At 72.2% G+C, this 12453-nt stretch carries 14 protein-coding genes; 3 read left to right on the forward strand and 11 right to left on the reverse strand.

Annotated features, from left to right (window positions below):
- Positions 1-6: 6 nt before the first annotated feature.
- From LV457_RS16565 to cei, 9 genes are all read right to left on the reverse strand, one after another.
- Entirely contained in the window at positions 7-1989 is a 1983-nt protein-coding gene (locus LV457_RS16565; protein ID WP_232172471.1) for a glycosyltransferase, read from the reverse strand.
- Positions 1979-3466 carry a flippase gene (locus tag LV457_RS16570; protein WP_232172473.1) on the reverse strand — a complete coding sequence of 496 codons (1488 nt, stop codon included), beginning with the start codon at positions 3464-3466 and terminating at the stop codon, positions 1979-1981. Before LV457_RS16570 ends, LV457_RS16565 begins: the two co-directional genes overlap by 11 nt.
- Positions 3459-4364 (reverse strand): WecB/TagA/CpsF family glycosyltransferase, encoded by a 906-nt coding sequence (locus tag LV457_RS16575; RefSeq protein ID WP_232172475.1) that lies wholly within the window; start codon positions 4362-4364, stop codon positions 3459-3461. The genes LV457_RS16570 and LV457_RS16575 overlap by 8 nt, the downstream gene beginning before the upstream one ends.
- Before the next feature lie 4 nt (positions 4365-4368).
- Complete coding sequence (locus LV457_RS16580) at positions 4369-5682, reverse strand: NAD(P)H-dependent oxidoreductase (protein ID WP_232172477.1); 1314 nt, start codon at positions 5680-5682, stop codon at positions 4369-4371.
- Between the two features lie 2 nt (positions 5683-5684).
- On the reverse strand, positions 5685-6233 hold the full coding sequence (gene rfbC / locus LV457_RS16585) for a dTDP-4-dehydrorhamnose 3,5-epimerase (RefSeq protein WP_232172479.1): 549 nt from the start codon (positions 6231-6233) through the stop codon (positions 5685-5687).
- Positions 6233-7279, reverse strand: coding sequence for an NAD(P)-dependent oxidoreductase (locus LV457_RS16590; protein WP_232172481.1), 1047 nt, complete (start codon positions 7277-7279; stop codon positions 6233-6235). Before LV457_RS16590 ends, rfbC begins: the two co-directional genes overlap by 1 nt.
- A 28-nt stretch (positions 7280-7307) precedes the next feature.
- Entirely contained in the window at positions 7308-7967 is a 660-nt protein-coding gene (locus tag LV457_RS16595; RefSeq protein ID WP_232172483.1) for a PIG-L deacetylase family protein, read from the reverse strand.
- Positions 7964-8761: a glucose-1-phosphate cytidylyltransferase gene (locus tag LV457_RS16600; RefSeq protein WP_232172485.1), complete on the reverse strand. Its 798-nt coding sequence runs from the start codon at positions 8759-8761 to the stop codon at positions 7964-7966. The genes LV457_RS16595 and LV457_RS16600 overlap by 4 nt, the downstream gene beginning before the upstream one ends.
- Positions 8762-8924: 163 nt before the next feature.
- A complete protein-coding gene (gene cei, locus LV457_RS16605) occupies positions 8925-9578 on the reverse strand; it encodes an envelope integrity protein Cei (RefSeq protein WP_232172487.1) in 654 nt (217 codons plus the stop codon).
- 161 nt (positions 9579-9739) lie between these two features.
- Between cei and LV457_RS16610 the strand changes: the two genes are divergently transcribed.
- Positions 9740-10042 (forward strand): DUF4193 domain-containing protein, encoded by a 303-nt coding sequence (locus LV457_RS16610; RefSeq protein ID WP_232172489.1) that lies wholly within the window; start codon positions 9740-9742, stop codon positions 10040-10042.
- 9 nt (positions 10043-10051) lie between these two features.
- On the opposite strand, the gene LV457_RS16615 is transcribed toward LV457_RS16610, so the two are convergent.
- Complete coding sequence (locus LV457_RS16615) at positions 10052-10528, reverse strand: DUF3093 domain-containing protein (RefSeq protein ID WP_232172491.1); 477 nt, start codon at positions 10526-10528, stop codon at positions 10052-10054.
- Positions 10529-10553: 25 nt separating this feature from the next.
- On the opposite strand from LV457_RS16615, the gene dut reads away from it, so the two are divergent.
- Entirely contained in the window at positions 10554-11018 is a 465-nt protein-coding gene (gene dut, locus LV457_RS16620; RefSeq protein WP_232172493.1) for a dUTP diphosphatase, read from the forward strand.
- Complete coding sequence (locus LV457_RS16625; protein ID WP_232172495.1) at positions 11019-11735, forward strand: DUF3710 domain-containing protein; 717 nt, start codon at positions 11019-11021, stop codon at positions 11733-11735.
- A gap of 12 nt (positions 11736-11747) precedes the next feature.
- On the opposite strand, the gene LV457_RS16630 is transcribed toward LV457_RS16625, so the two are convergent.
- The gene (locus tag LV457_RS16630) at positions 11748-12452 is read right to left on the reverse strand and encodes an alpha/beta fold hydrolase (protein ID WP_232172496.1); all 705 of its coding nucleotides are present in this window, start codon (positions 12450-12452) and stop codon (positions 11748-11750) included.
- Between the last annotated feature and the right edge of the window lies 1 nt (position 12453).

Consider the following 12453-nt stretch of genomic DNA (forward strand, 5'->3'; position numbering starts at 1 on the left):
GCAGCGTCACAGCACGCCGCCGATCGCGTCGACGTAGGCGTCGGTCATCGACTCGACGGTGTAATGGGTGCGCATGCGGTCGTAGCCGCGCCGGCCCAGCTCGGCGAGCGGCGAGGGATCGGCGAGCAGCGGGCGCAACGCGTCACCCCAGCCCGCGACGGACACCGGGTCGACGAGCACGCCCGCGCGCCCGGCGTCGAGCATCTCCGGGATGGACCCCACCGCCGATGCGGCGACCGGAACGCCGCGGGCCATCGCCTCGAGGATGACCATCGGGAACGCCTCCCACCGGCTCGGCACGCAGAGCAGGTCGGCGCCCGCCAACGCCGGTTCCGGGCCGGCGCACCAGCCGTGCCAGTGCACCCGGTCGCCCAGCTCCGCCGGCGTGGCCGCCTCCAGGCCGGCGCGGTCGGGGCCGTCGCCGTAGATCGACAGCGTCCACGGCAGCTCGGGCATCGCTGCCAGCGCCTCGATGAGCCAGTGCGGGTTCTTGTGCTCGTCGATCCGCGACAGCATCACCAGGTGCAGCGGATCGCCGGGCGCGCGCCGCGGACGTGCCGGCGGGTCGGCGGCCAGGTCGGCGGCGGCCGACACGCCGTTGGGCGCGACGAACATCGCGCCGGGCAGCCGTCGCCCGCCCGCCATCACCTCGGCGTGCGACGAGGACAGCGCCAGGTAGCCGTCGGCGCGGCGCATCCCCGCGGTCAGCGCCGAGGAGTTGTGGGCGGCGCACAACCAGCGCCGCGACCGGCCCGCGGCACGCCACAGCGTGGCGAAACCCGTTTCGGTGCGGGTGTTCCCGGTGATCACGACGGCGGGGCCGGCCGGGATGTCGAGCACCGGCGCCCACCACGGCTGGCGGACCAGCCGAACGCTGTGCGGCACGTCGCGGGCGACCGGGCCGAAGCGCTGCAGGCACACCAGCGTCACCGGGTAGCCGCGCCGGTCCAGTTCGGCCGCCAGCAGCGCTTTCTGCCGTTCCGCGCCGCCGTACCCCAGCCGGTTGGTGGTGATGACGATCTGCGGCAGGCCACGGCGACGGCGGGACCGGCTGCGGCGCAGCGCCGCTCGCTTCGAGCGCTGGATCCGCTCGAGCGCGGTGGTGCCGGCGAGGTAGGCGTCGGCATGGTGCACGCCGTGGGAGTGCTCGAGCAGCAGCGCGAGGTTGGCGCGCAGCAGGTCGTCGGCTCGGCCACGCTCGGCGCGCCGGACGGGTGCGCCGTGCGCCGATCCGCCGTCCCCGGGCTCGCAGCCGTGCTCGATGCCGAGTTCGTCGGCGAGCAGGACCCGCCACCCGGCTCGTCGTGCCCGCGCCTGCCAGTCGGTTTCCTCGCCGTAGAGGAAGAATTCCTCGTCGAACCCGCCGAGGTCGTTCCAGGCGTCGCGGTTGACCGCCAGGCAGGCGCCCGAGAGGTAGCCCTCGATCGGTTCGTCCTCGGCGGGTTGACGGGCATACAGGTGGGACAGCGGCGTCCCGCGCAGCCGGTCGGCATAGCCGGCGTCGGCGACGAGCGCGCGCAGCAGGCCGCGCCGGCGCATGGCGACGTCCCAGTTTGCGCCGCCGGCGCCGGCGTGGTCGCGCACCAGCGGTGACACCGCCGCCACGCCGGGCTGCTGCAGCAGCGCGCGGGTGCGGTCCAGCGGACCCAGCAGCGAGGCGTCGGGATTGAGCAGCAGCAGGTCGTGCGTCGGCGGGACGTGCTCGACGAGCGCGTTGACGGCAGCGGCGTAGCCGAGGTTGCGGGGGCCGAGCACCCAGTGCGCCTCCGGGTGACGCGCGGCGAGCTCGCGGCGGCCCGGGTAGCCGTCACCGGTGTTCTCGTAGACGTAGACCGGCAGCCCGGGCAGGTGTTCGGCCACCCCGGCCAGGCACTTCTCCACCAGGTCGTGGCTCTTGTAGGTGACGATCAGCACCGCCAGCGGGCGTTCGCGGCGCGGTGCGCGCGGCGACGGTGCCCGCAGATAGGCGCGCTCGAGGTCACGGGGCATGGTCGGCCTCCTGTCGGCGGGATGCGCGGCCGCGCACTGCGGCGGTGACGGTCGAGAGCCTGATGGGGCCGACCGCCAGCGTGGTGGCCGCGAAGACGGCGACGGCGGCGCCCGCCGACACCAGGACGTGCTGGTGGGCGAGCAGCACCGCGGCGGCCGCGGCAGCGGCGGCGGGCACCAGTACCCGCAGCGCGTAGCCGGCCGGCGGCCGGTACCCGCAGACCCGGTGCAACCGGGTGCTGGCGATTGCCATACCGAACAGCTCGGTGCAGATCAGCGCCGTTCCCGCGCCGAGCGCGCCGAAGCGGCCGACCAGCGCCAGGTTCAGCGTGACGTTGAGCGCAAGCGTCGCCACCGACAGCCGGAGCAGGAACCTCTGGTGGTGTGCGGCGAACAAGCCCTGCCCCAACGTGCCGGTGACGAAGCGCAGCGCGATCGCGACGAACAGCAGCGCCAGCGCGGGCGCCCCACGGTCGACGAAGTCGGCGTCACCCAGCCACGCGATCAGCGGCTCGGCCAGCGCCGCCCCGACCACGGCGACCGGGATGGCCAGCAGGTACATGGTCTCGACGCTGCGTCGCAGGAACGCCGCGAACGCCGCGCCGTCCCGTGCGTACAGCTCGGTCGCCGTCGACAGCGTCGACTTGAGGAAGAACGTGGACAGCACCTCGGTGTTGAAGGCGATGGTCAGCGCCAGCCCGTATACGCCGACCTCGGCGGGGTTGCTCAGCAGCGACAGGATCACCCCGTCGGCGCGCCAGTACAGCACCGCGATCACGATCACGCCGAGCTGCGCCAGGCTCTCCCGCAGCAGGCCGGCGGCTTCGCGCGGCGCGAACACCGGCCGCAGCGAAATGTGCCGGGAGGCCGCGACGCCCTGCACCACCAGCTGAACGGCCGGCGGCACGAGTTGTGCGACCGCGAACCACACCAGGCCCGCCCCGCTGTGGACGAACCACGCCACGGCCGCCAGCGTGCCGACGCGACTGACCAGATCGGACACCGCGACGGCGGTGAACCGGACCGTCACCATGAACACCGGCTCGAACCGGCTGGTCATCGTCGCCATCACCAGCGAGGACGCCAAGACGGCGAGCATCGCTCGCACATCGGTGTCGTCGTAGAGCAGCCAGCCCGTCCCGGCGGCGGCCACGGCCAGCGGCAGGCAGTACACCAGCGAGAGCCCGCTGTTGACAGCGGTCAGCCGCTGCAGGTCGCCGCGACCCGACGTCACCCGCCGCACGATCACGGTGCCGATGCCGAGGTTGGTGAGGCTCGTCCACAGGCCGATGAAGACGACGGCGGTGGTGAGCTGGCCGTAGCGGTCGGGGCCCAGGTACCGGGCGGTCATCGCCACCGACGTCACCGAGGCGACCATGCCGGCGCCGCGACAGAGCAGCTGCACCGAGAAGCTGCGGGCGACGCGCCCGTCGGAGACCGCCGCCGGGGTCACCGTGGCGGTGCCCGGTTCAGCCATGACGGGCGTGCGGAACCGGCTCGGCGACGGCGCGCCTGGTCGGCAGCGTGACGACGCGCTCGTCCGCCGGCTCGGGCTGCGATCTGGCCGCGACCGGGGCGGGTTCGCCGGCGTAGTAGACGCCCGGGTAGTAGATGAGCTGCGCCCGGCCGGCGCGCAGCAACGACACCGGCCCCTGGACGAGGTAGCGGCGGAACAGCCGGCGCGGTTCGCGGGTCAGCCGGTGCAACCACTCCAGTCCGACGCGGCGCATCCAGTCCGGCGCCCGCTGCGTCTTGCCGGCCATGAAGTCGATGGCCCCGCCGAACGGCAGGAAGATCCGGGCGCCGGTGGCCGTGCCGTACCGGTCCACCCAGTGCTCCTGGCGCGGCTTGCCGAGGCTCACCACCAGGATGTCGGTGCCCGCGGCCCGGATCTGCGCCGCCAGCAGCGGCGACTGCTTGTCCACCACCTCGGGGTCGGGTGCCCACATGCCCGCGATGTTCAGCGACGGGTACTGCCGGGCCAGCGCGGCGCGCAACAGCTCGTGGGTGTGCGGCGTGCCGCCGAAGAAGCCGACCCGGCACCCGCGGGCGCTGGCCAGCTCGAGCACGCGGGGCAGCAGGTCCGCGCCGGTCACCCGCGGCCAGGGCTGCGAGGTGAGCACCCTGCCGCGCAGCGCGACCGGCGCGCCGTCGGCCAGCAGCAGCCATTCGAGGCCGCCCGGTCCGGTGGCGCCCAGCCGGCGGAAATGGTGCAGGTGGTCGAGGTTGACCGAGCCGACGGCGAGCCCGCGCGCGGTCGCCGCCTGCAGGCGGGTGGACACGATGTCGAGCACCTCGTCGGCGTCGCGGCGCTCGACGATGGTGCCGCTGATCGCCATGCGGACGGTGACGGAGGAAGTGGCCGGAGCGGTCATGGCGTCAGGCGGTGACAGGGAGACCGGGCGGGGTGCCGACCGGCAGCCGGCGCTGCGCGTCGAGCAGCTCGTCGACGAGGCGGCCCGGCGGCACCGCGACGTCGTCGTAGGTGATCGTCGCGTCCTTGGGGACGTCGCGGGTGAGCACGCAGCCCTCCGCGGCGCCGATCGGCAGCAGGCGCTCGTCGCGCACGATGTGGGCCTTCTCGGCTTCGCCGTAGTAGTGGTAGCCCCCGAGCCGGTCGAGCACCGTGCCCGCCCGCAGGTCGGTCTTGGCGGTGGTGACGGCTTCGACGTGCCGGGTGGGCAGCGCCCGCACGGTCGGGTCGCCGAGCAGCACGGCCCGCGCCGCGGTGATCGGCACCTCGAAGTGGCACAGGTGGTAGGGCGTGTAGAAGCTGTACAGCGGGCCCTTGCCGAGCTTGTAGAGCTCCAGGTAGTGCTGCTGCTTCGGGTCGTCGTGCGCGCCGAGCACGTAGATGCCGGGGTTGGGGTTGGCGTACACGACGTAGTCGACGGCGCCGCCGAGTGCGCGGAGCTCGTCGACGTCGTAGCGCTCGGTCAGCTCGTCGACGTGGCCGTGGTGGTCGCGGCCCAGCATGCCGCGGCGGTGCACGCTCATGCCGGTGGCGTTGGCGACGATCGACTGCTCGACGCTCATCTTGGTGCCGTCGGCGAAGCTGGTCACCATCCACGGGTCCTGGCCCCAGCGCCGCGCGAACCCCTCCTGGGTGGTGGGGTTGCGGTACGGGTCCTGCAGGCCTTTGATGTTGCCGCTGACCAGCGGCGTCACCCCGATGCTGCGGACGAACCGGATCAGGTTCAGCTGCACTCCGGGCTGGTCGCCGTCGCAGCCGGTGAACACCACGCCCGCGGCGTCGGCCCGCCGGCCCAGTTCGGCGCCGACGGTGGCGTCGACCTCGGCGTTCATCAGCACCAGGTGCTTGCCGCCGGCGAAGCAGTCGAGCGCCAGCCGGCAGCCGAACTCCACGGCGCCGGTGACGTCGATGACGACGTCGATGCCGTCGGCCTGCGTGATCGCCCGGAAGTCCTCGGTGACGGCGGTGACGCCGCGCTCGATGGCCCGCTGCAGCTGGGGGAGCCCTTCGGCGGTGACGGCGTCGGTGTAGCCGGCGTCGACGAGCGCCGTGAACGCCTTGTCGGGGCGTCGCACTGCGATCGCGGCGAGCTCCATGCCCGGCACGCTGTTGACGATCTGGTTCACCAGCCCGCGGCCCATGAATCCGCAGCCGGCCATGGCGACCCGGACGGGCCTGCCCTCGGCGGCGCGCTGGGCCAGCAAAGTGTCGACGGCCATCATCATTTCGCGACGCTCCCTTCGTAGCGCACGACCGGCCAGGCGGCGTCCTTGTCGGAGATCACCGACACCGGCAGCGGCCAGGAGATGCCGAATTCCGGGTCGTCCCAACGGAATCCCTGTTCGCCGGCCGGGGCGTAGGGCCCGCTCACCTGGTAGATCACCTCGGTGTCGTCGGCAAGGGTCTGGAAGCCGTGCGCGACGTAGGGCGGCAGGAACAGCGCCCGGTGGTTGTCGGCGGTCAGCTCCACCATCACGTGCTTGCCGTAGGTCGCCGAATCCGGCCGCACGTCGACGGCGACGTCGACGATGGCGCCCCGGGTGCAGCGCACCAGCTTCGCCTCGGCGTACGGCGGCACCTGCCGGTGCAGGCCGCGCAGCGTGCCCCGGGTGCGGTTGAACGAGATGTTGGTTTGCGCCACCGCGGGGTCGAGCCCGTGGGCGGAGAACTCCTCGGCGCAGAACGACCGCGCGAAGAACCCCCGCTCGTCGCGGTGCGGTGCGATGTCGACGACGGTGACGCCGTCGACATCGGTGGGCGTGTAGCGCATCAGCGGTCCTTCCAGAAGAGTTGGTCGTCGACCTGGCCCGTCTTGAGCAGGTGTTCGATCTGCTTGAGGCGGGTGTGTCCGCGGCCGGAGAACGTCTCCGGCTCCATCGCGATCGCGGTGAACACCCGGTGCAGCTGCGCGGCGCCGGCGGCGACGTCCCACTGCGCGCGGAACTCCGGGAACACCTCGCGGATGCGCCCGAACGCCACCCGGTAACTGCGGTTGTCCGCGCTCGGGGGACCGAAGGTGACGTCGCAGCCCGGGAATTCGGCGGCCACCGTCTCGGCGATGTCGCGCACGGTGCGGTTGTTCTCGTCGCTGCCGACGTTGACCACCAGCGCGTGCACCACCTCGCGGTCGGCGCGCAGTGCACACCGGATGGCCTGGGCGATGTCGAGCGCGTGCACCAGCGGCCGCCACGGCGTGCCATCGGAGGTCATCGCGATGCGGTGCTCGGTCCACGCGAGCCCGGCGAGGTTGTTGAGCACGATGTCGAAGCGCATCCGCGGCGACGCGCCGAAGGCGGTGGCGTTGCGCAGGAAGGTGGGGGAGAAGTCGTCGTCGGCCATCGCGGTGAGGTCGCGCTCGACCAGCGCTTTGCATTTGGCGTAGGGCGTCAGCGGGTTGATCGGGCTGGTCTCGTCGACCGTGCCGTCGGCGATGCCGTAGACGCTGCAGCTCGACATGTAGACGAACCGCGTCACCCCGGCGCGTTTGGCGCATTGCGCCAGGTGCACGCTGCCGCGGTGGTTGACGTCGAAGGTGACGTCGCCGATCAGGTCGCCGATGGGATCGTTGGACAGTTCGGCCATGTGCACCACGGCGTCGAAGCCCCGCAGGTCGTCGGCGGTCACGTCGCGGATGTCGCGGACCAGGGTCTGCGGCGTGGTGGCCGGCGCGGCGATGCCGGTGAGGTGTTCGGCGGCCAGCCAGCCGTCGCGGTAGTAGCCGGTGTCGAGGCCGACGACGTCGTGGCCGTCGGCGATCAGGGTCGGGGCGAGCAGGCAGCCGAGGTAGCCCTCGGTGCCGGTGACCAGTACGCGCATGCGTCCTGCCTTTCGGTGGGTGCGCGCGTCAGCGCGGCGCGAAGTGGAGGGTCAGGACGGCCTTCTCGACGACGAAGGCCTCGGCGTAGCGCTGTTTGCACTGCACGCCGCGGGCGCGCATCAGTCCCAGGAACGCCTCGTCGTCGAACCAGTCGTGGCCGGTCTGCGACGGGTAGCTGTTGTGCAGCAGCGAGCACTTGCGGCGCGCGGTGTAGTCCGGAATCGGCTGGTAGACGGTGGTTGCGGGCAGGTCCGACTCCCACTTGAGGATCTCGTAGCCCAACACCAGGTGATCGCGGAACTCGGTGGGCACCAGCTCGCCGAGCAGCCGGTGGTCCTGGTGGCGGTCGCCGCGCTGCGGCGCGAACACCACGTCGGGCGCGCAGCTGCGGCGAAACGCGGCGAGCTGTTCCTTGACGTCGTTCCAGTGCTCGGGCAGCCGCCCGTCGGGAAACCCGGCAACCGTCAGGTGGACCTGCGCCGGGCCGCACATGGCGGCGAAGGCCTTGCGTTCCTCGGCCTCGCGGTCGGTGCCGCCCCCGCTCAACACCAGCGCGTGCACCTGCAGGTCGGGGCGGTGCCGGCTCAGCTCGATCAACGTCGCGCCCGCACCGATGGCGATGTCGTCGCAGTGCGCGCCGACGACGGCCACCGAGCTCACCGCCTGCGCGGTGGCCAGCGAGATCACGCGCCGGCTCCGACGGGTTGGCGCGCCTCCCACACCATCCACGGCCGGACGCCGTTGCGGTAGCTGGCATCGAGCTCAGCACGCTCTTTGAAGGTGTCGGCGGGCTTCCAGAAGCCGTCGTGGCGGTATCCGATGAGCTTGCCGGTGCCGGCCAGTGCGCCGCAGGCGTCGGCCACCAGGTCGCCGTTCTCCGGGATCAGGTCGATGACGTCTTGCCGCAGCACGAAGAAGCCGCCGTTCTCCCAGATCGGGAACTGGCTGACGGGCACGATGTCCTTCACCTGGCCGTCGGAGGCGACGTCCACGCAGTGGAACGACGACTGCGGGGGTACGACGAGCATCGAGGCACTCGCGCCGGCGCTCACCACGGTGTCGACGATGTCGTCGAGCGGGGCGTCGCTGAGCACGTCGGCGTAGTTCGCCAGGAAGTATTCGTCGTCGCCGAGGTGTTTGCGGATGCGGCGCAGCCGCTCACCGATCGGCGACTCCAGACCGGTGTCGGCAAAGGTCACCGTCCAATCGGAGATGTCGGAGTCGAGCAGCTCGACGTTGCTGCCGCGCAGCACGAAGTCGTTGGACTCGGTCTCGCGGTAGCTGAGGAAGAAGTCCTTGATCTTCTCGGCGCCGTAGCCGAGGCAGAGGATGAACTCCTTGTGTCCGTAGTGCGCGTAGTAGCGCATCACGTGCCACAGCAGCGGCCGCGGGCCGACCATCTGCAGCGGCTTGGGGATGACGTCGTCCTCGGCGGTGCGCATGCGCATGCCGTAGCCGCCGCAGAAAAGCACAACTTTCATGACGCGCTCCTAACCGGTTTCACCCGTGGCGGTGCAGGGGCGTCCTCGATCGGCCCCTCAGCGAGCGCGTGCACGTGGTCCGGGGTGCGCCGGAACGCGGTAACGCTACTTGCCGGTTAGGACTATAGCGATCACCGCGAAGTTTGCAAACTTTGCCAGAAACTCAGCAGGGCGACGAATGAATGTCCCTGATGAGCGCCGGGTCGACCGGCGTGGCGGACTCCGGGGCGAGCGCCGCGAGCACGGCGTCGACGTCGTCGCTATCGGCCAGCGCCTCGAATTGGGTGCCAAGTGCCAGGTCGACGGTGTCGTCGGGGCGATCGTCGCGAATCAGCTCGAAGCAGGGCGCGACCGTCCACACCGTGGCCGCCGCCGCCTGGCCGGTGGCGCCGAAGCGGATCTGACCCTGGCAGTTCAACCGCGAGTTCGCGTACCGGTCGTCATTTGCCGCGGTAGGCGGAGCGAAGCCCATTTCCTTAAGCGAGCCGGCCACCTCGGCCGCCTGGCCGCCCTCGCCGCTGGCGTTGAGGACGCGGACCTTGGTGTCGAGCAGCCGGGCCGGCATGACGTCGACCATCGTCGAGCGCGGTACCTGCTCGCCGAGCGGCACCGCCGGCGTTCCGTCCGCGGGCGGAGGCGGCGGATTGCAGGGGGTGGCCACGGCCACCTCCTCGGTCTGGGAGAGGGCAATCGCCCACACGACCGTCGTCAGCAGTGCGAGAACCGCCAGCGCGACGAGGCCGGGCAGGTAGTTGCGGCGTTTGAAGGGGCGGCCCTTGGCGTCGAAGGCCGAGCCCTCGGTGATCAGCGATACCACCTCTGCACTCTAGGACGGCTGCTAGCAGCCACCACGGCCAACTGGCGAGCAACTGTGATCCAAATCACAGATGACGGGGAGGTCATCCGGGCACGATCCGTTAGGCGGATGCGTTCGAGGCTGGTACAAACCTCTGCTGCAACACCTACGAGGGGATAGACATGGCGACCGACTACGACGCCCCGCGGCGCACCGAGACCGACGAGGTCTCCGAGGACTCGCTGGAGGAGCTCAAGGCGCGGCGCAACGAAGCGCAGTCGGCGGTCGTCGACGTCGACGAAACGGAGACCGCGGAGTCGTTCGAGCTGCCCGGCGCCGACCTCTCCGGTGAGGAGCTGTCCGTCCGCGTCATCCCCAAGCAGGCCGACGAATTCACCTGCTCGAGCTGCTTTCTGGTGCATCACCGCAGCCGGCTGGCGAGCGAGAAGAACGGCGAGCTGATCTGCACCGACTGCGCGGCGTGACGCCGCCGGTCAACTTCGCAGCGCCGCCAGCACCTGGTCGGGCCGGCGGCTGCTGACCAGCCAGTAGGGCGTGGGGTCCTCGGGGTCGTCGAGCACCACGAGCACCAGATCACCGACCCAGGCCCGGTGGAGCACGAACGCGGCGGGATCGAGCTGGCGGCCGAGCGCAGCGGACTTCGCGGTCCTGGGCACCACGGCGCACCGCTCGATGACGTCGGCCGGCAGGTGGGCCGGGCCGGCCTGCAGCTCGACGACGCCGTCGCGGCTGACCACCGCCACCTCGACGCGCCCCAGCCACACCAGCACCGCGGCGGCGACGGGCACAAGCACCGCGAACGGCACCCAGTCGGGCAGGGTCCGCACGCCCTGGTTGACCTCCAGTGCGATCACCGAGGCCACCCCCAGGGCCGGCGGCCACCACCACCACGGCACGGTGAGCCGCTCGCGGTACCGCACCGACACCGAGGCTGCACGCGTACCGGACACGCGGCTCAGAGTAGTCTTGCGCCTCGTGCCGACCCGCCTGCCGGTGGTCCGTCTGGACCCCGAGTTGCCGATGCCGGTGCGGGCGCACGCGGGGGACGCGGGGATGGACCTGTACAGCGCGACCGACGTCGAGCTGCGCCCCGGCCGGCGGGCGCTGGTCGGCACCGGCATCGCCGTCGCGATCCCCGAGGGCATGGTCGGGCTGGTGCACCCGCGTTCGGGGCTGGCGTCGCGGCTGGGGCTGTCGATCGTCAACGCGCCGGGCACCATCGACGCGGGCTACCGCGGCGAGATCAAGGTGGCGTTGATCAATCTCGATCCCGCGAGCACTATCGAACTACGGCGTGGTGACCGCATCGCGCAGTTGCTCGTGCAGCGGGTCGAGCTGCCCGAACTGGTCGAGGTCGCCTCGTTCGACGAGGCCGGGCTGGCCGAAACCACCCGCGGCGAGGGCGGGCACGGTTCCTCCGGAGGACATGCGAGTCTTTAGATGGCAGCAGCGAACGACGCAGCAGTGAACGATAGCGACGCGGACCCGACCGGCGACGACGTGCCCGACGGCCCGTTCGACATCGACGACTTCGACGATCCCGAACAGGCCACGATCGGCCGGCTGGACCTCGGGTCGGTGCTCATCCCCCTTCCCGAGGCCGGTCAGGTGCAGGTCGAGTTGACCCAGACCGGCGTGCCGAGCGCGGTGTGGGTGGTGACGCCGTACGGACGGTTCACCGTCGCGGCGTTCGCGGCCCCGAAGAGCGCCGGGCTGTGGCGCGAGGTGGCCGGCGAGCTGGCCGAGGCGCTGCGCAAGGACTCCTCGACGGTCAGCATCGAGGACGGCCCGTGGGGTCGTGAGGTGGTGGGCCGCGGCGAGCACGTCGTGCGCTTCATCGGCGTCGACGGGTACCGCTGGATGATCCGCTGTGTCGCCCACGGGACCGCCGAGGGCATGGCGCAGCTGGCCGAGATGGCCCGCGCCGCGCTCACCGACACCGTCGTCCGCCGCGGCGACACGCCGATGCCGGTCCGCACGCCGCTGCCGGTGCAGCTCCCCGAGCCCATGGCGCAGCAGCTGCGCGCGGCCGCCGCCCAGGCCGCCGCCCAGGCGGCCCACCAACCCGCGGAGCAGGCGCCGCCGCCGGAGCCCACCGCGCGGCGCAGCGCGCAGGGTGAGGCGATGCAGCAGCTGCGCACCATCACCGGCGGCTGAGCGCCGGTGAGATCAGCCGGCGGCGTCGGCCAGCGCGGCCAGGCACGCCGCCCCTAGCGCGGCCGGCTGCCGCCCGAACTCGTCGAGCGTGACGGTGCGCAACGCACCGCGCGGCGCGGCGGCCGCCCACTCGACACCCACCTCGAGGGGATGGACCGGGTCGTCGACCGCCGCCACCACCCCGAGCGGCGCGGCCAGCGCCGCCAGCTGCTGCGGGGTCGGCGCGCGGTAGGACGCGGCGGCCGTCATCGCGTCGGGCAGGTCCGGCCACTGGCCCACCCAGGAGCGGGTCAGTTCGTCGGCCAGCCACGGCGGGCTCGTCGCGCGCATCTGCTGCACCGCGGCGGTGAGCCCGTCGCGGCGCAGCGCCTCCGCCGAGTACCGGGCGGCCATGGCCGCGGGTGCGGTCACCGGCGACCCCGACCAGGCGGGCAACGCCGCCAGCACCGCGATCACCCGGCCCGGATGGCGCAGCGCCCACGCGCACGCCACCGCCGCGCCGATCGACACCCCGCCCACCGCGATCGGCTGCCCGAAGGCGGCCTCGTCGAGCGCGGCCAGGTAGCCCTCGATCAGCCGGCGCGGCTGCGGGCAGACGGCGACCACGACCGCGCCGACGTCGTGCAGCGGACCCGAAAAGGCCCGGTAGACGTAGTCGTCGTCGGACCCGGTGCCGGGCAGCAGCACCGCCGGGACCCCTCGCAGACTCACCGCCATC

Source organism: Mycobacterium sp. MYCO198283, assembly GCF_021213805.1.
Taxonomy (GTDB): Bacteria; Actinomycetota; Actinomycetes; order Mycobacteriales; family Mycobacteriaceae; genus Mycobacterium.